Source organism: Actinomyces denticolens, assembly GCF_002072185.1.
Classification (GTDB): Bacteria; Actinomycetota; Actinomycetes; order Actinomycetales; family Actinomycetaceae; genus Actinomyces; species Actinomyces denticolens.
In genome coordinates, this window is the sequence record NZ_MVIW01000001.1 from 73,272 (window position 1) to 92,988 (window position 19,717).

The following is a 19,717-nucleotide window of genomic DNA, read 5'->3' on the forward strand; positions in this document are numbered from 1 at the left end:
AAAGACCCGAGGCGCTCATCGCGCGGCACGGCGCGAGGCGTCTCAGGTCTTGCCCCTGGCGGGTCACAATCCTGGTGGGCTATTGCCCACGGATGACGATAGGCGGAACGCTCTTGGCATGACAAGAGCACCCCCACATGCTGCACGTCACACCCCGGGAAGAGGGAACCATGGGCATTCCAGCCACGACCAGGATCCTCCTGATCGACGTCGACGGCACGCTCGTCACCTATGAGAGCACGATCTCGGCCTCGGCGGCACGGGCACTGCGACGGGCTCGGGCGGCCGGCCACCGGCTCTACGCCTGCACGGGGCGCTCCCGGGCCGAGATGCCGCCGGCGCTGTGGAACCTCGGCCTGCACGGCATGATCGGAGGGAACGGCGGTTATGCGGAGGACGACGGCGAAGTGATACCTCCACAGCCATCTGAGCGCCGAGCAGCGCCGGCAGGCAGTGGACTTCCTGCGCGAACAGGGCCTCACTTCCTACTTGGAGGCGAACCCGGGGCTCTACGCCCCGCCCGACTTCACCCCGCCGGCTCGCCCCTACCGCCCAGGTGCTCGTGGATGGTGGCGGCGAGGGCCGGGCCGATCCCCTTGACCTGGCCGATCTGCTCCACGCTGGCGGCGCGCAGGCGCTTGACCGATCCGAAGGCCTTGAGCAGCGCCGCCTGGCGAGCGGGTCCGAGGCCGGGGACATCGTCGAGCACGGAGCGGGTCATGCTGGCGGAGCGCTTGGCCCGATGATGGGTGATGGCGAAGCGGTGCGACTCGTCTCGCAGGTGCTGGAGGAGATAGAGCGCGGGCGATGTGCGCGGCAGGATGACGGGGAAGTCGTCGCCGGGCACCCAGATCTCCTCGAGGCGCTTGGCCAGGCCGACGATGGGGATGTCGATGCCGAGCTCGTCGAGGACGGCGCGGGCGGCCCCTACCTGCGGCAGCCCGCCGTCGACGACGACGAGGCCGGGCGCGTAGGAGAAGCGCTTGGCCCGCCCGGTCTCGGGATCGATGGGCCCGGAGGCGACGGCGACGCCCTCGACGTCCTCGATCTGCTCGGCGGCCTCCGCCGCGCTCAACTCGTCCGTTCCGCGGCCCTGCTCGGCGAGGAGGCGCTTGAAGCGGCGGGTGAGGACCTCGCTCATGGCGGCGGTGTCATCGGTGGCGCCACCGCCGTCCTCGCCGCGGATGATGAAGCGGCGGTAGTCGGACTTGCGGGGGGCGCCGTCCTCGAAGACCACCATGGAGCCGACCTGGTGGGTGCCCTGGGTGTGGGAGATGTCGTAGCACTCGATGCGCAGGGGCGCCTCGGGCATGTCGAGGGCCTCGGCGAGCTCGTCGAGGGCCGCGGAGCGCTGGGTGAGGTCGCCGGCGCGCCGGGTCTTGTGGAGGCGCAGGGCCTCCTCGGCGTTCTTGCGCACGGTCCCCATGAGGGCCGCTTTGTCCCCCCGGGCGGGGACGCGCAGGTCGACGGCGGCGCCGCGCAGTCCGGCCAGCCAGGCGCGCACGGCGGGGGCGTCGTCGGGCAGGACGGGGACGAGCACCTCGCGGGGCACGGCGGTGGTGGAGGTGTGGGCGACGTCGTCGACGCTGGTGGCCGCGGCCTCGGCGCGCCTGGGCGTGGGCTCGTCCTCGCGTCGGGCGCGCGGGGCCGGGGAGGCGAGCGCCCGCCCGGTGACGCCGACCGAGGTGGTGGGACCGGAGACGGGAGCGGTGGTAGGCGCGGCCGGCTCGGGCGGAGAGGTCTCGGGGGCGCCGGTGTCCCCGGGGTCGAGGAGGTCCGCGTAGACCTGCTGGATGAGGCGCTCGATAAGATCGGCGTCGGTGGCGTCGTCGGGGGTGTCGATGACCCAGCCCCGCTGGCCGCGGATGCGCCCGCCGCGGACGTGGAAGACCTGGACGGCGGCGGTCAGCTCGTCGCGCACGAGGCCGAAGACGTCGGCGTCGGTGGCGTCGGGCAGGACCACGGCGTTGCGCTCGATGACCTTGCGCAGCGCGGCGGCGTCGTCGCGCAGGCGGGCGGCCTTCTCGAAGTCGAGGGCGCCGGCGGCGGCGCGCATCTGGGACTCGACCTCGCGCAGATAGGGCCCGGTGCGCCCGGCGAGGAAGGAGCAGAGGTCCTCGGCCAGGGCACGGTGGTCGGGGGCGGAGATGCGGCCGACGCAGGGGGCGGAGCATTTGTCGATGTACCCCAGGAGGCAGGGGCGGCCGGCGGCCTTGGCGCGGCGGAAGACACCGGCGGAGCAGGAGCGGACGGGGAAGACGCGCAGGAGCTGGTCGAGGGTGTCGCGGATGGACCAGGCCTGGACGTAGGGGCCGAAGTACCGGGCGCCGCGCTTGCGGGCGCCGCGCACGACCTGGGCGCGGGGGAACTCCTCGCCGAGCGAGATCATGAGGTAGGGGTAGGACTTGTCGTCCTTGTACATGACGTTGAAGCGCGGGTTGAACTCCTTGATCCAGGAGTACTCCAGGGCGAGCGACTCCACCTCGGTGGCCACAACGGTCCACTCGACAGCGCAGGCGGTGGTGACCATCTTCTGCGTGCGCGGGTGGAGAGCGGCCAGGTCCTGGAAGTAGTTGCTCAGGCGCGCGCGGAGATTCTTGGCCTTGCCGACGTAGATGACACGGCCCTCGGGGTCGAGGAAGCGGTAGACGCCGGGCGACGTGGGGATCTCGCCTGCGGCGGGCCGGTACGTCGAGGGGTCTGCCATGCCGGTGCCTCACTCCCGCAGCCCGGGGACGGACAGAAAAACCCGGACCGTGGGGTCCGGGCGGGGCGGGCTGCGAGTGGGCGATACTGGGTTCGAACCAGTGACCTCTTCCGTGTCAGGGAAGCGCGCTACCGCTGCGCCAATCGCCCGAGGTGGGTACCGGATTCGAACCGGTGTAAACGGCTTTGCAGGCCGGTGCCTAGCCTCTCGGCCAACCCACCAGTGAGATGCTGGGGGCTGGGTGGCCGCCCGGCTCCTCGGAGCGGATGACGGGACTCGAACCCGCGACCCTCACCTTGGCAAGGTGATGCTCTACCAACTGAGCCACATCCGCATGTCTGCCCGTTCTCCCCGACTCAACGCCGGATCGCTCGGTGCTGCGCAACCATATCACCCCACCTCCGCACCCGCGCAAATGACATGGCGGTGACTCACCTCACCGGAGCCCCGTTTGCCGGGTGCGACCAGTTCTGGCTAATCTGAGTGCGCATCGGGCGATTGGCTCAGGGGTTAGAGCGCCTCGTTCACACCGAGGAGGTCACTGGTTCGATTCCAGTATCGCCCACCAGCACGTTGGGGCCCGGACTTCGCAGTCCGGGCCCCAACGCGTTCCACGCCCCCGACGGGTGCCGGGCGCGGGCAGGTCGGCGTCGGACGCCCCTGCCGACGCGCACCGGGCTTGTGGACGCGTGCCGGGGTTGCGGACGCCTCCCCGGCACGCGTCCACAGCCCCGCCGAGCGCCCTCGGATCAGAGCCTCGCCCCATCGGCGATGGAGCCGGGTGAGCCCTCCTCCGTCACGACGGCGTCGCCCGAGGCCACGACACCCTCGCCGAAGGTCCAGTCACCGCGCACCGTCAGCGTTCGCGCACCCCGGATCGAGGGCACCCCGCCGGGGAACCGCGCCTCGAAGTCCTGGATCCTCTTGTAGTAGCGCGGGTCGAGGTCGACGGTGCAGGAGGTCTCGGAGACCATGCGCAGCAGGCTGTCCTCATCCACCTCGTACACGTCCGAGCGCACGAGGAGGAGGTCGTTCGTCGTCTTGACCGGCAGGAAGCGGCTGCGCGGCACCTCCACGGCGGTGGCGCCCTCGAAGGCCTCGACCGCCGCGCCCATCGCCGTCTCCAGCTGGTAGACCGGTGTTGAGGAGGCGTCCGACGGGTCCACGGTCTTCTCATTGCGGATGAGCGGCAGGCCCAGGATCCCCTTCCGCTCAGTGAGCGTGGCGCGCAGGACCTCCAGGTCGAACCAGAGGTTGTTCGTGTGGAAGAAGGGGTGGCGGAACTGGTCGGTGAAGTAGTGCATCTCATCGGCCGGCGTCTGCGCGGTATCCCTCAGGATGATGCGCCCATCGGACTTGCGCACCGCCAGGTGCCCGCCCTTGACATCCGCCGGGGTGCGACGGCACATCTCCGGGGCGTAGGGGGCGCCGGAGGCCGCGAACCATCCGGCGATGCGCGCCGAGGGGGCCGCGCCCAGGTTGTCCGCGTTCGACGTCATCGCGTACTTGTAGCCGCGCTCGATGAGAGCGTCGAGCACGCCTGAGGCCACGAGGGCGGTGTAGATGTCGCCGTGCCCCGGGGGGCACCACTCCAGGGAGGGGTCGGCCTCCCATTCGACCGGCTCGAGGTTGTCCTGCCGGATCTTCGGGATGCGGTTCTGGAGGAAGTCGAGCGGCAGGCCGTCGACGGCGATCCCCGGGTGACGCTCCAACGCGGCCAGGGTGTCCTCGCGGGTGCGGAAGGAATCCATGAAGATGAGCGGCAGGGCGACGCCATGCTTGGCGCGGGCGGCCTCCACCTGCCCCACGAGGAGGTCGAGGAAGGACTTGCCGTCGCGCACCGGCAGCAGGCTCTTGGCGCGGCTCATCCCCATCGAGGTGCCGAGCCCGCCGTTGAGCTTGATGAGGACCGTGCGCGACAGGGCCTCACGCGCGTCCTCGTCGCTGATCTCGACGTCGTCGATGGAGTCGATGGAGGTCAGTGGCTCGATCGTGCTCTCGGGGATGAGGCCGGTGGCGCCGGCCTCCAGCTCCTTGTAGTAGTGGGTGAAGACGTCGACGGCCTCCGGGGCCACCTCGCCCTGCTGCATCTTCGCCTGCGCTGCTCGCAATCCGCTCTCGCTCATGCACCAGAGCCTACCCGCGCGACCGCCGTATGTGAACGATAACAATCAACATCCCGGGTCTCATCCGCTCGCGTCCGATCGGACTCCTCGATGGCGCGCGCCCTCATGCGAGCAGTTCACGGTGAATGGTGGTGTCCCCCGTGAGCTCGGGGTGGAAGGCGACCCCGACGATCCGCCCGCCCGCGCCGCTCTGCTCGACGCCGACGACGCTGGGCGCCTCATCCGGCCGCCTCGGATCCGTCCACGTGGACAGCGCCTTCACGCCCTCCCCCACGCGGATGACGCGCGGTGCCCGGATGAGGGCGGCCCGCACCTGCCCGCCGCGCCAGGGCAGGACGGCCTCGGCGGAGTCCGCTTGAGGGCCGAAGGCGTTGCGCTCGACGTCGACGTCCAGCGCGCCCAGGCGCGCGAGCAGGATGAGGCCGGCGCAGGTGCCCAGGGTCGGCACTGCCCGAGCGGTGTCGGCGAGGGCCCGCGCGAGGTCGAAGGCATCGAGCAGGCGCAGGAGGGCGGTGGATTCCCCTCCCGGCAGGATGAGCGCGTCCAGACCGGCCAGGTCGCCGGCGCGGCGCACGGGGACCGCCTCGCTCCCCAGCCGCTCCACCATCCGGGCGTGCTCGGCCACCCCGCCCTGGAGAGCGAGGATGCCGACGTGACGGTGGCTCACCAGCCGCGCTCCGCCAGGCGGTGCGGCGCGGGGAGGTCGGCCACGTTGATGCCGACCATCGCCTCGCCCAGGCCGCGGGAGGCCTCGGCGATGACAGCGGGGTCGTCATGGGCGGCGGTGGCGCGCACGATGGCGGCGGCGCGGGCGGCAGGGTCCCCGGACTTGAATATCCCCGAGCCCACGAAGACGCCATCAGCACCGAGCTGCATCATCATGGCGGCGTCGGCCGGGGTCGCGATTCCCCCGGCGGTGAACAGGACCACGGGGAGAGCGCCGGTGCGCGCCACCTCGGCGACGAGCTCGTAGGGGGCTCGCAGCTCCTTGGCGGCCACGTACAGCTCGTCGGCGGGCAGGCCCCGCAAGCGGGTGATCTCCGCGTTGATCGTGCGGATGTGCCGGGTGGCCTCGGAGACGTCGCCGGTTCCGGCCTCGCCCTTGGACCGGATCATGGCCGCGCCCTCGGCGATGCGGCGCAGAGCCTCTCCGAGGTTGGTGGCGCCGCAGACGAAGGGGACGGTGAAGTGCTGCTTGTCGATGTGGTGCGCGTAGTCGGCCGGGGAGAGCACCTCGGACTCATCGATGTAGTCCACACCGAGGTGCTGGAGGACCTGCGCCTCGACGAAGTGCCCGATGCGGGCCTTGGCCATGACGGGGATCGAGACGGCGTCGATGATGCCCGCGATGAGGTCCGGGTCGGACATGCGGGCCACACCCCCTTGGGCGCGGATGTCGGCCGGCACGCGCTCGAGGGCCATGACGGCCACCGCACCGGCCTCCTCGGCGATGACGGCCTGCTCGGGGGTGACGACGTCCATGATGACGCCGCCCTTGAGCATGTCGGCCAGGCCGCGCTTGACGAGTGGGGAGCCGGTCGTGGGGGCGGATAGTGGGCGGACGGCGGGGCGCGAGGCGCTTGTCATGGTGGTCATGGTGGTCATGGCGCGATCCTCCCTGCTCGTGTGGCCCATTGATGAGTCCACATTTGATTGATTCTCATGGACCACCGCTAACCTTGCGGTCGTGAGCCCGAATCGACAGGCGCCCGCGGCCCGGGCGCGGCGGGAGAAGCCCTCCGGGGCGCCCCCGGCGCTCCCCGGGCGGCCGGGGCAGGAACGACCGGTCGCAGGGATGTCAGTGCCGCAGCGGATCGTCGCCGATATCCACCAGCGGATCACCTCCGGTCTTCTTGCGCCGGGCGACCGGCTCCCCTCCTCCCGCCGCCTGGCCGCCGAGCTGGGAGTGTCCCGAGGCAGCGTTGTGGCCGCCTATGAGCAGCTCGTCGGCGAGGGATACCTCGCGGCGACGCATGGGGGCACGCGCGTCGACCCCGCGCTCCCCCGATCCGCTCCACCCGCCGCGCCCAGGGCCCGGTCGATCGCCGCGGCCCCCGGCCCGTCCGCGCTGAGGCCCGGGGCGCCGGACGCCTCGGAGGTGACATCGGCGCTGTGGCGGGCGGCCTGGCGCGCCGCTGCGGCCGATCCCCGGCCCCATCCGCCGCCCGGCTCGGAGGAGCTTCGCGCGCTCCTGGCCGAGCACATGCGCCTGACCAGGCGGGTCACGGTCGATCCGCATCGGATCCTCGTCACCGCCGGAGCCCGTGATGGTCTGCGACTCGTCCTCTCCGCCCTGCGCGCCGCGGGCAGGATCGGTGTCGAGGACCCCGGCTACCCCTCCCTTCGCACCATCCCCGGCCTGCTGGGATGGCGCGCGCGGCCCCTACTCATGGATGCCGACGGCGCACTGCCCGAGTCGCTGGAGGGGGTCGAGGCGGCGCTCCTCACCCCGAACCACCAGTTCCCCACCGGTGGGCGCATGCCCGCGGTGCGGCGCCACGCCCTCCTGGCCGCCGCGTCGTCAAGCGGAACGCTGCTCATCGAGGACGACTTCGACGCCGATCTCCATGAGGCGCCGGCGCCACTGCTCGCCTCGGGGGTGGACGGGCCCGTGGCGCTCCTGGGTTCGTTCTCGCCCAGCCTCACCCCCGCCCTGGGGCTCGGCTGGGCCGTCGTCCCCGAGGAGCTCATCGACGACGTCGCCCAGCGCTGCGTCCCGGTGTCCGGCATCGTCCAGGACGCGATGACCCGCTACCTCCGCCAGGACGGCCTGCGCCGCCACGCGGCCAGGGCCCGCCGTCTCGATCGGAGGCGGCGCGGGGTGTTCCTCGAGGTCTTCCCCTCCGGCACGCCCATGGAGGGCGGGCTGCACGCCGTCGTGCCGCTGATTCCGGGCACCGATGAGGCCGTCGCCGTGGCGAGGGCCCGGGCGGCGGGGCTCGGTGTTGAGGGCCTGGGCTCGTACTGGTCGGCCGAGGGACGGGGCGATTGGCCGGGGATCGTCCTGGGGCTGGGCAGTCGCTCTCCGGAGCGGCTGCGCCAGCTGCTCGACGAGCTGCGGGAGGCGCTGGGGCCTGAGAGCGTGCTGGGCGAGCACCCCGGGCCGACGGTCCCGGCACCGTTCCTCGGGGAGGATTCCCCATCGAAATCCCAGGCGGGGGGCCATCAGGGCTCGTAGAGTGTGCTCTGTCCCACTTCCCTGCTGACCAGCCGGACCAGCACCAGGAGACATGATGACCGATCCCGTCCAGGGCCATGATCCCGGATACGCATCGAGCCCCTCCCGCAGCACCGACCTCGAACGAAGGCTGCACGCGCTCGAGAGCACGATCGAGGCGATCGCCGGACTGCTCGCCCAGGCGGCGGAGCTCGCCTCCCAGTGCGCCCACCCGTCCGGGGCCTCCCAGGATGCCGCCGGGCCCGAACCCGTCGAGGAGCGCGCGACCATACCCGTGCCCGCCGCCACCCGGGCCTTCCCCGTCAAGGACGCGAGAGGGGTGATGCCCTCAGGCGCCGTCGCCCAGGCCGCGGCACCTGAGGAGGGTCGTGATCCCCGGTCGGGCGCCGGGAAGGCGGGCGCTGGGAAGGAGCCCGCGCAGCAGGCCTCTTCCGCGCCGTCCCCGGCACTCTCCGCACCGTCCCCGGAACCAACCCCCGAGCGGGTCCCGCCGCAGGGCGCCGGGCCCGCTCCCGCCGTGCCCGGAGCCCAGGCCCCGACCGGAGGCCCCGTGCCGGGGCCCGGGCGCGGCCCTGACATGCCCAGCGCCCCCGAAGTCCCCGACGCCCCGGGAGTCCCTGGTACCCCCGGAGTCCTCAGCCCCGCCGCGAGGTCCGGGGAGAGGCCGATGCCGGAACCCGGGCGGCCCACCGCTCCCCAGCGGCCCACCGTGCCGGCGGGAGGGCCCGGCCAGGGAACCGTGCCGTCGTCCGCCGCGATCCCCGAGTTCCCGGCGCCCCAGGAGGACATCGCCTCCGAGGCGGAGTTCAGGGCGTTCTGGACCCCTCCCACCGAGGGGGCCGCGCGCGACTCCAGGCTCAAGTCGTGGGCCCGTGAGGGCAACATCGGCAGGCACCTGCTCTCCGCCGCCGCCGCCATCCTCGTCACGCTCGCCGCGGTGAGCCTGCTCATCATGGTGTGGGACTCGATCCCCAACGTGGCCAAGATCGGCGCGCTCGGCGCCGTGGCCATCGCGCTCGTGGCCGCGGGAACCCGGTTGGGCTCGACCAGGCCCCGACTGCGGGTCGCCGCGGCGACGCTGACCGGGACGGGCGGCGTCCTGGGCTTCGTTGCGCTCATCGGCGCCGAGGTGCTCCACCTGGGGATCCCTCTGCTGCTCCTCATGCTGCTCATGATGGGATGGGCGCTGTTCCTCCTCGCGCTGTCCTCTTACAGCCGCCAGTTCTTCACCGCGATCATCTCGACGCTCGGCGCGCTGACCACGATGGGGTTCGTGGTGGTCAGGGCCCACGGCGAGCCCTCCAGCGCTGGGATGCACGGGCTCATCCTCGTCGCGTACGCCCTGCTCCTGGCGGCCACCGCCTCCTGGCTCGGCGCGCAGGGGACCAAGCCGGTGGCTCCCGTCGCGGGCGCGCCGGGGGCCGATACGGGTGCCTCCGCGCAGCGCCTCCCGGTGGCGGCGTGGTATCCGGCGACATCCCTCGTCGTCCTCGCCTTCGTCCTGCTGTTCGACGTGCCGTCCCTGGTCCGCGGGGAACGGCCCTTCCTGTGGCTCGTCCTCAACGCGCTCGCCTGGCTGGCGGCGCAGGCCCAGTGCCTGCACCTCGGGCTGCTCCTGTCGCGCTCGAGGTGGCGGGCGCTCACCGGTTCGGAGTGGCTCGCGGACATGGTCATCACCGTGGTGCCCGTGCTGAAGGCACTGGTGTGGCACGACGGCTCCACGCAGGCCCTCCTCCTGGTCATGATCGGGGCGAGGACCGCCCTCGCGCTGGGACTCTTCGCGGGCATGGGCCCTGTCCGGTGGCGGTGCCGCTGCGCCATCGCGATCATTCCCGGCGCGGTCATCATCGCCCTGGGGGCCGTGGTGTCCTCGCTCTACCTCACCGTGGCCGCGGCAGTCGTCATCGGGGCCGTCTGCGCGGCAGCCGCGCGCAACGGGTGGGTGAGCGTCGTCGGCCTGCCCGCGCTGGCGGGCTGCACGCTGCTCGTCCTGCCCCGCTCCAGCGGGCCCGAGTCGCTCTGCATCCTGCTGGCCCTGGGCCTGTGCCTGGCCGCGACCCTCGTATCGGAGCGCCACATGGCCGGGTCGTCCAGCAGCCAGTCGGCCCTGCGTCTCGCGCTCGCCGCCACGGTGGTCGGCGTGGTCATCACACTCAGCGCCCGTGTCTCGGCGCTGATCACCGGCCCCGCCCTGAGCCTGACCGTGGCCCAGGTCTGCGCGACGCTCATGCTGTGCCTGCTCATCGCGGCGGGCCTGACCTCCTCGGATCCCACTCCGCTCGACCTGCTGGGCTTCCGGCGATTCGGCGCCCGCGGAGGCGTTGACGAGTCGGGGGGACCGAGCCTGGCCTCTCCCCCAGCGCCATCCTGGATCGGCGTGGGGGCGCTCTGGTTCCTCGCCTACCTGGACATCATCGACGGCACTCGCAATGAGTGGTTCCTCCAGGACGCCCTCGTCTCCGTGGCCGCCGTGTCCGCCGCGGCCGTGGCGAGCTGGCTGCTCTCGCCCTGGATCGGGGTCGGCAGCCTGTCACTGGCGATCGCCATCCCGGACACGCTCATCGGCCTGGGGGCGCTGGCCATCCTCACCGGATCGACGGCCTCGTCCTTGCTCATGACCGTGGCGATCCTGGGCATCGGCGGCATCTGCATCCTCGTGGGCTTCAGGATGAGTGCCACCGCTCTGCGGCACTACGGGCTGGCGCTCGTCCTCCTGGCGGTCTTCAAGCTCGCCCTGGTCGACTTGTCCACGCGCAGCTCCGCCATGCGGGTGGTCTCGTTGGCGGGCGCCGGCGTGGTCTGCTTCCTGCTGTCCCTGGCATACAACAAGCTCGCGGAGGACTCCACGCCGCCCGCCGGGCGGGCCGCCCCCGCAACCGCTCCCGGCGCACCGCCGCCCGCGGCCCCGTCGATGACCGCTCAGCCGCCGGCCTCGGGACCGCAGCCGTACGGATGGGTGCCCAAGGCCGAGCCCTCCAGCGGCGGGCCCGGCGCCGAGCCCCCGCATCAGCAGCGACGCCGCTGAAGCACCTCGGCGAGGAACGTGCCCGTGTGGGACTCGGCGACCTTCGTGAGCTGCTCGGGGGTGCCCGTGGCCACCACGGTGCCGCCGCCCTTGCCGCCCTCGGGGCCCATGTCGATGACCCAGTCGGCATTGGCGATGACGTCGAGGTTGTGCTCGATGACCACCACGGTGTTGCCCTTGTCCACGAGTCCCTGGAGCACCTCCAGGAGCTTGCGGATGTCCTCGAAGTGCAGTCCGGTCGTGGGCTCGTCGAGCACGTAGATCGTGCGGCCGGTCGAGCGTCGCTGGAGCTCGGTGGCGAGCTTGACGCGCTGGGCCTCCCCGCCGGACAGCGTGGTGGCCGCCTGCCCCAGGCGCACGTAGCCGAGCCCCACCTCCACGAGGGTGCTCAGGTGCCGGGAGATGATGGGCGTGGAGGAGAAGAACTCGGCGGCGCGCTCGATCGTCATATCGAGCACGTCGGCGACGGTGTGGTCCTTGTAGCGGATCTCGAGGGTCTCGCGGTTGTAGCGGGCACCGTGGCACACCTCGCAGGGGACGTAGACGTCCGGGAGGAAGTTCATCTCGATCTTGAGGGTGCCGTCGCCCTTGCAGGACTCGCAGCGCCCGCCCTTGACGTTGAAGGAGAAGCGGCCAGGCCCGTAGCCGCGGACCTTCGACTCGGGCACGGCGGCGAAGATCTTGCGGATGTGGTCCCACACGCCGGTGTAGGTGGCGGGATTCGAGCGCGGCGTGCGGCCGATGGGCGACTGGTCGACGTGGACGACCTTGTCGAGCTGGTCGAGGCCGCGCACGGTCCTGTGGCGCCCGGGCACGCCGTGGGCCCGGTTGAGGCGGTTGGCGAGCACCTGGAAGAGGATGGAGTTGACCAGGGAGGACTTGCCGGAGCCCGAGACCCCGGTGACGGCGGTGAGCACGCCCAGGGGGAAGGCGACGGTGACGTCCTTCAAGTTGTTCTCCCGGGCGCCGACGACGGTCACCTGCCGCTTCTTGTCGACGGGCCGGCGGGTGGGCGGGATCGGGATGCGACGGCGCCCGGCGAGGTAGTCGCCCGTGTAGGAGCCCTCGGCCTCCAGCAGTCCTGCCAGTTCGCCCGAGTGGACGACCTCACCGCCCTTCTCACCCGCCCCGGGCCCGATGTCGACGATCCAGTCGGCGGAGCGGATGGTGTCCTCGTCGTGCTCGACGACGATGAGCGTGTTGCCCAGGTCGCGCAGCCGGGAGAGGGTCTCGATGAGGCGGGCGTTGTCCCGCTGGTGCAGGCCGATGCTGGGCTCGTCGAGGACGTAGAGGACGCCGACGAGCCCGGAGCCGATCTGGGTGGCCAGACGGATGCGCTGGGCCTCGCCGCCGGAGAGCGTGGCGGCGCCGCGCGAGAGGCTGAGGTAGTCCAGCCCGACGTCGACGAGGAAGCCCAGGCGGGCGTTGATCTCGGTGAGAACGGAGGAGGCGATCTGCTTGGCCTGGCCGGTGAGCTCGAGGCCCGCGAGGAAGTCCCGGCACTCCCCCACGGGCAGGTCGCAGAGCTCGGCGATGGACTTGTCCCCCACGCGCACGGCGAGGACCTCCGGCTTGAGGCGCGTGCCGGAGCAGACGGGGCAGGGCACCTCGCGCATGTAGCCCTGGTAGCGCTCCTTCGACCACTCTGACTCGGTCTCGTCGTGCTTGCGCATGACGTAGTTGAGGACGCCCTCGAAGCCGGTGGAGTAGACGCGCTCGCGTCCCCACCGGTTCCGGTAGGTGACCTTCACCTCGTAGTCCTTGCCGCGCAGGATCGCGTCCTTGGCGCGCTCGGGAAGGGCTCGCCAAGGGGTGTTGATGTCGAAGCCGAGCTCGGCGCCGAGCGCGGACAGGGTTCGGTTGAAGTGCTTCTGGTGAATGGTCCAGGGGGCGATGGCGCCCTCCGCGAGGGTGAGCTCCTCGTCGGGGACGACGAGGTCGGGGTCCACCTCGAGGCGCACGCCGATGCCGGTGCATTCGGGGCAGGCGCCGTAGGGGGCGTTGAAGGAGAAGGTCCGGGGCTCCATCTCATCGAGGGCGAGCTGGTGCTCGTTGGGGCAGGCGCGCTTCTCGGAGTAGCGGTGGAGGCGGGCGGGGTCGTCCTCGTCGCGGTCGACCTCCTCGATGATGACGAGGCCGTCGGCCAGGCCGAGGGCCGTCTCCACGGAGTCGGTGAGGCGCCCCCGGATGCCCTCGCGGACGACGAGCCGGTCGATGACGACCTCGATGTCGTGCTTGAGGCGCTTGGACAGCTCGGGCGGGGCGTCGAGGCGGTGGGTGCCGCCGTCGACCCTCACCCGGTTGAAGCCGCGCGAGCGCAGCTCCTCGAAGAGCTCGGTGTACTCGCCCTTCCGGCCGCGCACCACGGGCGCGAGGACCTGGAAGCGCGTCCCCTCGGGAAGGGAGCGGACGCGGTCGACGATCTGCTGAGGGGTCTGGGAGGCGATGACCGCATCGCACACGGGGCAGTGCTGGACGCCGGCGCGCGCGTAGAGGAGTCGCAGGTAGTCGTAGACCTCGGTGACGGTGCCGACGGTGGACCGGGGGTTGCGGGAGGTGGACTTCTGGTCGATGGAGACCGCGGGGGACAGTCCCTCGATGAAGTCGACGTCGGGCTTGTCCATCTGGCCGAGGAACTGCCGGGCGTAGGAGGACAGCGACTCCACGTACCGCCGCTGGCCCTCGGCGAACACCGTGTCGAAGGCGAGGGAGGACTTGCCGGAGCCGGAGAGCCCGGTGAAGACGATCATCTTGTCGCGGGGCAGGTCGAGGCTGACGCCCTTGAGGTTGTGCTCGCGGGCTCCACGGATGATGAGGGTGTCGTTCACGGGCGCGAGTCTAGGCGCAGGCCGATGTCGTACGTGTGTTCGACTCGCCACGTCAGGACTGGTCTGTGCCACGGCTCACGCGCGCGGCCCCGGGGAGGATAGGCTGCCGTCATGAGCAAGATCTTCGCCGTCGAATACACCTACGTCACCGGCCGGGATGAGGAGCTGTCCGCCATCCGCCCGAGCCACCGCGCCTTCAACGGGGCCCTCGCCGATCAGGGCCGCCTCATCGCCGCGGGCCCCTACACGGGCACGAATGATGCCCTCATCATCGTGCGCGCCGAGGATGCCGACGGCGCCCTGGCCCTCCTCGACGATGATCCCTTCCAGAGGGCCGGGCTCATCGCCGAGCGCGCGCCGCGAGAGTGGAACCCCGTCGTCGGGAGGATCTCATGACCATGGCGCCCAAGGACTCCCAGTTCGCGCGGCCCAGATCGCTTACGGGCAGGCTCCTGCTGCGCGGGATGAACAAGGGGCATCGCCCCCTCCACCTGTGGGGCCTGGAGGGGCTCGATATCCGGCCCGATGAGCGCGTCATCGACATCGGATGCGGTGGCGGCGCCCTTCTCAAGAGGCTGCTGAACCGGACCCGCCGGGAGGTCGCAGGGATCGATCACTCGGCTGACGCCGTCCGGACGTCGCTGGCGCTCAATCGGGCCGCCGCCGCGACCGGGCGCCTTCGTGTCCTGGAGGCCCCCGTTGATCGGATCCCGCTGCGCAGCGGGTACTTCGACGCCGCCACGGCCTTCGAGACGCTCTACTTCTGGCCCGATCAGCTCGCGGGGCTGGCGGAGATCCATCGCGTCCTGCGCCCCGGCGGGAGGCTGCTCATCATCAATGACTGCGCCAGTAGGGACGCGGCGGGCTTCTGGGCGGACCGCTTGGGCATGAGCATTCCCGACGCCGAGGAGCTGTCCGCGCTCGCCTCCGAGGCGGGCTTCACCGAGGTGGACTGGGACCTGCACCCCCGTCGCGGCTGGCTGCGGGTGCTGGCGATCGCCTGACCGAGTGGTTCAGGGGCGGGTGCAGCGGCGGCGCGCCACGTGAACCGCCTCCATGCCCGCGACGACGACCGCCGCCATGGCGGCGATGATCAGCCAGGTGGCACTGGTCGGCCAGGCCAGGAGGAAGAAGCGGCGCACGGGCGGGATGACGACGCCGAGCACTGCCAGGGCCCCCATGAGGACCACGAGCCCGAGCCGCCATCCCAGGAGCGGGCGCGCCGTGAGGGTGAGGAGGGCCAGGCCCGCCGCGACGAGCACGAGGGTGGTGCCGGAGGTGATCTGCTCGAGCGGCAGCTCCGCGCCCCACAGCCAGGTGCGCGCGGCCAGCGTCCCCGCCCCCGCGACGACGCCCGCGGGCACGGCCAGGGTGAGCACCCGCCGGAGGAACCCCGCGCGGTAGCGCTGCTTGGTCGGCGCGAGTGCCAGGACGAACGCCGGCACGCCGATGGTCAGCGAGGAGACGATGGTGAGCTGCCGGGGCAGGAACGGGTAGGGGATCGCCGTGATCGCGACGGCGACGGCGATGAGGGAGGCGTAGACGGTCTTGGACAGGAACAGCGAGGCGATGCGCTCGGTGTTCGCCATGACGCGCCGCCCCTCGGCGACGACCCCGGGCAGGGCGGAGAACTTGCCGGTGAGCAGGACGAGGCGCGCCACGGCCTTGGTGGCCGGCGCGCCGTTGCCCATGGCGATGCCGAGGTCGGCGTGCTTGAGGGCGAGGGCGTCGTTGACGCCGTCGCCGGTCATGGCGACTGTCCGCCCGCGCGCCTGAAGGGCGGCGACGAGGGCCTTCTTCTGCTCGGGGACGACGCGGCCGAGCACTTGCGCGTCGGCGACGGCGTCGGCGAGGCGCTCCAGGTCGGCAGGGTCCTCGGCGGTGGTGGGCAGCTCGCGGGCGTCCAGGACGGTGAGCTCCGCGCCGTCGGGGCGGGTGATGCCGGCGGCCCGTGCGACGGCGGCCACGGTGACGGGGTTGTCCCCGCTGATGACCTTGACATCGACGCCCTGGGCTCGGAAGTAGGAGAGGGTCTCGGGGGCGTCGGGGCGGACCTGCTCGGCGAGCACGATGAGGGCGGCCGGGCGCAGGCCGCTGGGGAGCGCGTGGTCCGCGCCGCTCTGGCCGCAGGGCTGCTCGGAGCGGGCGAGGGCGACGACGCGGGCGCCGGTGGCAGCCGCCCCGCGGACCTGCTCGAGGGCGAGGGCCCGGTGCGGGGCATCGTCGGGGCAGGCGCCGAGGACGATCTCGGGGGCGCCCATGATCCAGGTGCTCCCGTCGATCGTGACGGCGGACCACTTGCGCCGGGAGGAGAACGGCACGAGCCCCTCGATCCGGGGGCGGGCGGCACGGGCCGGCTCGATGCCGGGCAGGCCCTCGCGCAGGGCCAGGGCGGTGGCGTTGGCGTCGCCACCGGCGGCGAGGGCGTCGAGCGCGGCGAGGGCCGGGAGGTCGGCGGGCCCGCCGTCGGGGGCGGTGACATCGCGCAGGGCGATGCGGCCGGTGGTGATCGTGCCGGTCTTGTCCAGGCAGAGCGTGTCCACGCGGGCCAGGACCTCCACAGCGGGAAGTTCCTGGACGAGGACCTTCTGGCGGGCGAGCTTGAGGGAGGCGGTGGCGAAGTTGACGCTGGTGAGCAGGACGAGTCCCTGGGGGACCATGCCGACGACCCCCGCGATGCCGGCGACCATCGCGGGGCGCCATGCGCCTGAGTCGATGGCGGTGGAGAACCCCCCGGCCTGGCGCATCTGGGACCAGATGAGCAGGAGCGCCACGGGCACGATGACCCAGGAGATCCAGGTGAGAACCCGATTGGTGCCGTCCTGGAGCTCGGAGCGCACGGTGGAGAACCGGCGGGCCTCCTTCGCGAGCCTGTGCGCGTAGGCCTCCGCGCCGACGGCCGTGGCGCGCATGAGCGCGGTACCGGCGGTGACGGTGGTGCCGGACAGGACCCGCCCGTCCTCCTGGGGCCGGACGGGGTCGGATTCGCCGGTGAGGATGGACTCGTCGACCTCGAGGCCGTCGGTGGCCAGGATGGTTCCGTCCGCGGGGATCTGCTCCCCCGAGCGCAGGCGGAGCACGTCGTCGAGGACGACGTCGCCGACGTCGATCTCGCTCTCGGCGCCGTCGCGGATGACATGGGCGCGGGGCGCCTCCAGGACGGCGAGGCGATCGAGGGCGCGCTTGGCGCGGATCTCGGCGATGGTGCCGGTGGAGGTGTTGAGGATGAGCACGAAGCCGAACAGGGCGTCGGCCCAGTGCCCGATGAGGAGGATGAGGACTAGCGCGGCGCCGAGGATCGCGTTGAAGATCGTCAGGACGTTGGCGCGCAGGATGTCCAGCGCGGAGCGGGATGTGGTCTCCTCGTAGGCGTTGGTGAGGCCGTCGCGGACGCGGGCGGCGACCTCTTCGCCCGTCAGGCCCCCGGAGACCTCGGCGGCGGCTCTCACCGCTCCACCAGCGCCCGCTCGGCGGGGCCCTCGGCAGCAGCCTCCTCGCGGGATTGGCGCTTGGAGGCGATGACGGAGGCGATGACGGTGATGAGGATGACGACGACGATGAAGCCGAGCGAGACGGGGATGGATGGCTCGGGGATGGCTTCCCAGTGCTCGCCGCCGTTGATGAAGCCGACCTCGTTCTCGTGCAGGGCGTGGTTGATGAGCTTGAAGCCGATGAAGCCGAGGATGGCGGCCAGGCCGTAGTGCAGGAAGACGAGGCGGTCGAGGAGGCCGTCGATGAGGAAGTAGAGCTGCCTCAGGCCCAGCAGGGAGAAGGCGTTCGCCGCGAACACCAGGAAGGGCTCGGCGGTCAGGGAGTAGATCGCGGGGATGGAGTCGACGGCGAACATGACGTCGGCGGTGCCGATGGCGATGATGCACAGCATCATGGGGGTGATCATGGTCCTCCCGCCGTGGCGGTGGAGGACCTTGCCGCCGACGAAGCCATCGGTCATGGGGATCACGCGGGCCACCAGCCGCACGAAGCGGGAGGGCTCGTAGTCGTCGGCGTCGTGCTCGTCGGGGTCCTCGACGCCCTCGCGCACCTGGGAGATCGCGGTCCAGATGAGCCAGGCCCCGAAGAGGTAGAAGATCGCGGAGAAGCTCTCGATGAGAGCGGCGCCGACGAGGATGAAGATGAGGCGGAGCACGAGCGCGATGACGATGCCCGCCAGCAGCACCTCCTGCTGGTACTTCCTGGGCACCCGGAAGGCGGCGATCATGATGACGAAGACGAAGAGGTTGTCGACGCTCAGGGACTTCTCGACGATGTAGCCGGCGAAGTACTCGCCCCCGTAGCGGCCGCCCCAGACGGCCCAGACGATGCCGCCGAAGACGATGGCCATGGCGATGTAGGCGAGGGACCACCAGGCGGCTTCCCTCATCGTGGGCTCATGCGGGGTGCGCACGTGCCCGACGATGTCGATGGTGATCATGGTGAGGATGACGGCGGCGAGCGCCAGCCATCCGAGGGAGTGGACGTCCATGTGGTTACCTCCGGTACGGACTCGGGTACCGAAGGTCTCCTCCCGCCAGCATCGCTCCCGGCGCGCGGGACGACTGGCCTGCGGCGCCGGGGGCCGGCGGCCTGGGCCGCTGGTCCGCCGTGATGACGACGCCGCTGTTGGTGGGAGTACTCCCCTCCGACATATGCGGTTGCGCCTCGCAGTCTAGCGGCCCGGCCGCCGCGGGTCGCGAGTCGGACGCGCCTCAGCCGTGTGATCCGCGCCGGGAGCCGTCCCGGCGGTGCCCAGCGCGACCGGCGGTGCAGGAGGCGGCCCTCACGCTCCGGCGGGAGGGGCGAAGCTCACCTCAACCGTGTAGCCCTCAACGCCGGCGGCCTTCAGCACCGCCTGGGTCTGGGTGCTGAGAACCTCCTGCGTGCGAGTGCGGGCCTTGTCGATGAGCCCGCCGTCGAGGAGCTTCTCGACTCCCGCCTCCAGGACGCTGTTCTCGAACTCTGTGGCGTCATCGAGATCGCTCTGATTGAACAGGCTGTCGTTCTCGTCGTAGTACTCGATCGACTCCAGTCCGGAATTGGTGACCACTGGGTCCGGGGCGGTGAGGGTGATCCTGCGGGCGGAGTCGTCGACGTCGACGGTGATCTGGCTGACGTCCGCGATGCCCACCTTCACTGTGCCCTCATAGACGGCCGTGAAGGACTTCCCCGTCAGGGGGAGGCTGAATCCCAGGACCTCGGTGGAGTCATCGGAGCGCCCATAGCCCGCGAATCCGACCTCGAGAGTCGAGAGCTCCCCGATCTCGGTGAAGGAGTTCACCAGCATGTGGGCGTCGATATGCGGCCCGGTCTCAGGCTCCTCCTCGAACCAGCTCTTGACGGTCATGCCCCCGACGCCGAGGAGGGATCCCACGACGACGCCGATGATCCCGACAACCATCCAGTGGGACCGGGCGAATCTGCGGACCAGGAAGGACATGGCGGCGCCTCTGCGAGGAGGAGCCGCATCCCGTTGGGCGGGCTCGAGTTTGCCGTGGGAGGGATGCGCACAGGTCATGAGGGCCTCGTCGAGGGAAGGAGGGAGGAGCAGGAAGTCATGGGCAGCCTTGCTGGCGCTGGGGAGGCGCCGTCGTCATCGTTCCACCCGGAGGTGAAGGATCGCGCTCGAGGAGGACACCGGACGATCACGATCGCGTCCCGAACTGATCGCGGCTCCCCTCCTGGGCGCATAGGGCGGGGCGTCTTCCGCTGGTTGCGGTTCTGCCGGCGGGTCTGTCGTCGTCCGGTTGCCGCCGTGCGGTGGGGCTGTGGACGCGCACGGGGGTTGTGGACGCACCCCGGGGGCACGTCGGCAACCCCGCCGCACGTCCACAACCCCGGGACGCGTTCACAATGACC

Annotated in this window: 12 protein-coding genes, 4 tRNA genes and 1 pseudogene; 6 read left to right on the forward strand and 11 right to left on the reverse strand. The window is 71.5% G+C overall.

The genetic code is table 11. The features are described 5' to 3' along the window. Nucleotides 1-170: 170 nt before the first annotated feature. Nucleotides 171-353: pseudogene (locus B1H55_RS12735) on the forward strand (HAD hydrolase family protein); the annotation flags it as partial. A 173-nt stretch (nucleotides 354-526) separates the two neighbouring features. On the opposite strand, the gene uvrC reads toward B1H55_RS12735, so the two are convergent. From uvrC to B1H55_RS00345, 4 genes are all read right to left on the reverse strand, one after another. Continuing rightward, nucleotides 527-2,707, reverse strand: a complete 2,181-nt coding sequence (gene uvrC, locus B1H55_RS00330; protein WP_073451882.1) for an excinuclease ABC subunit UvrC — start codon at nucleotides 2,705-2,707, stop codon at nucleotides 527-529. A gap of 77 nt (nucleotides 2,708-2,784) precedes the next feature. Beyond that, nucleotides 2,785-2,856 (reverse strand) — tRNA-Val (locus tag B1H55_RS00335). Nucleotide 2,857: 1 nt separating this feature from the next. Then, a tRNA-Cys gene (locus B1H55_RS00340) sits at nucleotides 2,858-2,928 on the reverse strand. A 40-nt stretch (nucleotides 2,929-2,968) separates the two neighbouring features. Beyond that, nucleotides 2,969-3,041: transfer RNA gene (locus B1H55_RS00345), tRNA-Gly, on the reverse strand. A gap of 158 nt (nucleotides 3,042-3,199) precedes the next feature. Between B1H55_RS00345 and B1H55_RS00350 the strand changes: the two genes are divergently transcribed. After that, a tRNA-Val gene (locus tag B1H55_RS00350) sits at nucleotides 3,200-3,275 on the forward strand. 181 nt (nucleotides 3,276-3,456) lie between these two features. Here the strand turns inward: B1H55_RS00350 and B1H55_RS00355 are convergent. From B1H55_RS00355 to pdxS, 3 genes are all read right to left on the reverse strand, one after another. Continuing rightward, nucleotides 3,457-4,833 (reverse strand): UTP--glucose-1-phosphate uridylyltransferase, encoded by a 1,377-nt coding sequence (locus B1H55_RS00355; RefSeq protein ID WP_073451881.1) that lies wholly within the window; start codon nucleotides 4,831-4,833, stop codon nucleotides 3,457-3,459. A gap of 103 nt (nucleotides 4,834-4,936) precedes the next feature. After that, the gene (pdxT, locus tag B1H55_RS00360; RefSeq protein ID WP_077241131.1) at nucleotides 4,937-5,500 is read right to left on the reverse strand and encodes a pyridoxal 5'-phosphate synthase glutaminase subunit PdxT; all 564 of its coding nucleotides are present in this window, start codon (nucleotides 5,498-5,500) and stop codon (nucleotides 4,937-4,939) included. Then, nucleotides 5,497-6,429: a pyridoxal 5'-phosphate synthase lyase subunit PdxS gene (gene pdxS / locus B1H55_RS00365; protein ID WP_172575575.1), complete on the reverse strand. Its 933-nt coding sequence runs from the start codon at nucleotides 6,427-6,429 to the stop codon at nucleotides 5,497-5,499. The genes pdxT and pdxS overlap by 4 nt, the downstream gene beginning before the upstream one ends. 91 nt (nucleotides 6,430-6,520) lie before the next feature. On the opposite strand from pdxS, the gene pdxR reads away from it, so the two are divergent. Beyond that, complete coding sequence (gene pdxR / locus B1H55_RS00370; protein ID WP_172575546.1) at nucleotides 6,521-8,011, forward strand: MocR-like pyridoxine biosynthesis transcription factor PdxR; 1,491 nt, start codon at nucleotides 6,521-6,523, stop codon at nucleotides 8,009-8,011. A gap of 55 nt (nucleotides 8,012-8,066) precedes the next feature. Beyond that, a complete protein-coding gene (locus tag B1H55_RS00375; protein WP_096519450.1) occupies nucleotides 8,067-11,036 on the forward strand; it encodes a hypothetical protein in 2,970 nt (989 codons plus the stop codon). On the opposite strand, the gene uvrA is transcribed toward B1H55_RS00375, so the two are convergent. After that, a complete protein-coding gene (gene uvrA / locus B1H55_RS00380; RefSeq protein WP_080461501.1) occupies nucleotides 11,018-13,864 on the reverse strand; it encodes an excinuclease ABC subunit UvrA in 2,847 nt (948 codons plus the stop codon). The two genes, B1H55_RS00375 and uvrA, sit on opposite strands and share 19 nt — an antisense overlap. A gap of 111 nt (nucleotides 13,865-13,975) precedes the next feature. Here uvrA and B1H55_RS00385 point away from each other — a divergent pair, with 111 nt between their 5' ends. Continuing rightward, nucleotides 13,976-14,260, forward strand: a complete 285-nt coding sequence (locus B1H55_RS00385; RefSeq protein ID WP_077241134.1) for a YciI family protein — start codon at nucleotides 13,976-13,978, stop codon at nucleotides 14,258-14,260. After that, nucleotides 14,257-14,868: a class I SAM-dependent methyltransferase gene (locus tag B1H55_RS00390; protein ID WP_073451873.1), complete on the forward strand. Its 612-nt coding sequence runs from the start codon at nucleotides 14,257-14,259 to the stop codon at nucleotides 14,866-14,868. Before B1H55_RS00385 ends, B1H55_RS00390 begins: the two co-directional genes overlap by 4 nt. Nucleotides 14,869-14,877: 9 nt before the next feature. On the opposite strand, the gene B1H55_RS00395 is transcribed toward B1H55_RS00390, so the two are convergent. The 3 genes from B1H55_RS00395 to B1H55_RS00405 all read right to left on the reverse strand — a co-directional run bounded on the left by B1H55_RS00395 (nucleotide 14,878) and on the right by B1H55_RS00405 (nucleotide 19,298). Continuing rightward, entirely contained in the window at nucleotides 14,878-17,313 is a 2,436-nt protein-coding gene (locus tag B1H55_RS00395; protein ID WP_096519448.1) for an HAD-IC family P-type ATPase, read from the reverse strand. Then, entirely contained in the window at nucleotides 17,310-18,347 is a 1,038-nt protein-coding gene (locus B1H55_RS00400; protein WP_073451870.1) for a TerC family protein, read from the reverse strand. The genes B1H55_RS00395 and B1H55_RS00400 overlap by 4 nt, the downstream gene beginning before the upstream one ends. Nucleotides 18,348-18,641: 294 nt before the next feature. Then, nucleotides 18,642-19,298 (reverse strand): DUF4230 domain-containing protein, encoded by a 657-nt coding sequence (locus B1H55_RS00405; protein ID WP_073451868.1) that lies wholly within the window; start codon nucleotides 19,296-19,298, stop codon nucleotides 18,642-18,644. Between the last annotated feature and the right edge of the window lie 419 nt (nucleotides 19,299-19,717).

Excerpts from the sequence above, each read along its gene's own strand:
- uvrC (WP_073451882.1), bottom strand. The coding sequence starts at position 2,707 with ATGGCAGACCCCTCGACGTACCGGCCCGCCGCAGGCGAGATCCCCACG.
- B1H55_RS00355 (WP_073451881.1), bottom strand. The coding sequence starts at position 4,833 with ATGAGCGAGAGCGGATTGCGAGCAGCGCAGGCGAAGATGCAGCAGGGC.
- pdxS (WP_172575575.1), bottom strand. The coding sequence starts at position 6,429 with ATGACCACCATGACAAGCGCCTCGCGCCCCGCCGTCCGCCCACTATCC.
- B1H55_RS00375 (WP_096519450.1), top strand. The coding sequence starts at position 8,067 with ATGACCGATCCCGTCCAGGGCCATGATCCCGGATACGCATCGAGCCCC.
- B1H55_RS00385 (WP_077241134.1), top strand. The coding sequence starts at position 13,976 with ATGAGCAAGATCTTCGCCGTCGAATACACCTACGTCACCGGCCGGGAT.
- B1H55_RS00390 (WP_073451873.1), top strand. The coding sequence starts at position 14,257 with ATGACCATGGCGCCCAAGGACTCCCAGTTCGCGCGGCCCAGATCGCTT.
- B1H55_RS00400 (WP_073451870.1), bottom strand. The coding sequence starts at position 18,347 with ATGGACGTCCACTCCCTCGGATGGCTGGCGCTCGCCGCCGTCATCCTC.
- B1H55_RS00405 (WP_073451868.1), bottom strand. The coding sequence starts at position 19,298 with ATGTCCTTCCTGGTCCGCAGATTCGCCCGGTCCCACTGGATGGTTGTC.